The sequence below is a fragment of the Citrobacter sp. TBCS-14 genome, from assembly GCF_005280805.1.
In the GTDB taxonomy this organism is placed as follows: Bacteria; Pseudomonadota; Gammaproteobacteria; order Enterobacterales; family Enterobacteriaceae; genus Citrobacter; species Citrobacter gillenii.
The window spans coordinates 1-240 of record NZ_SZWM01000282.1; the positions used below are offsets into that span (position 1 = coordinate 1).

A 240-nucleotide genomic window follows, 5' to 3' on the forward strand; every position below is an offset into this window, starting at 1 on the left:
CTCCTCGCTATAGGTTTAACAGGCACGTTACTCCATCCCCCGCTGGCCGGAGATTTCTACCAAATTTTCCCGCATAACCTGCTGGCATGGATGTTTGGTTCAGTCTTTATTCTGGCGATGGGTCTGCTGATGGCGGGCGTTATCCGCTTCTGGCGGGAGATTTCTCCGGGGATGCCGCGTTCCTCTGACATTGCTGAAGCCTCTCACAATGCGCTGACGCTGAAATATCTCGATGGCGGG

At 54.6% G+C, this 240-nt stretch carries 1 pseudogene; it reads left to right on the forward strand.

From position 1 onward, the window contains the following. Positions 1-240 (forward strand): annotated as a pseudogene (gene tcuB / locus FDX22_RS12530) (tricarballylate utilization protein TcuB); the annotation flags it as partial.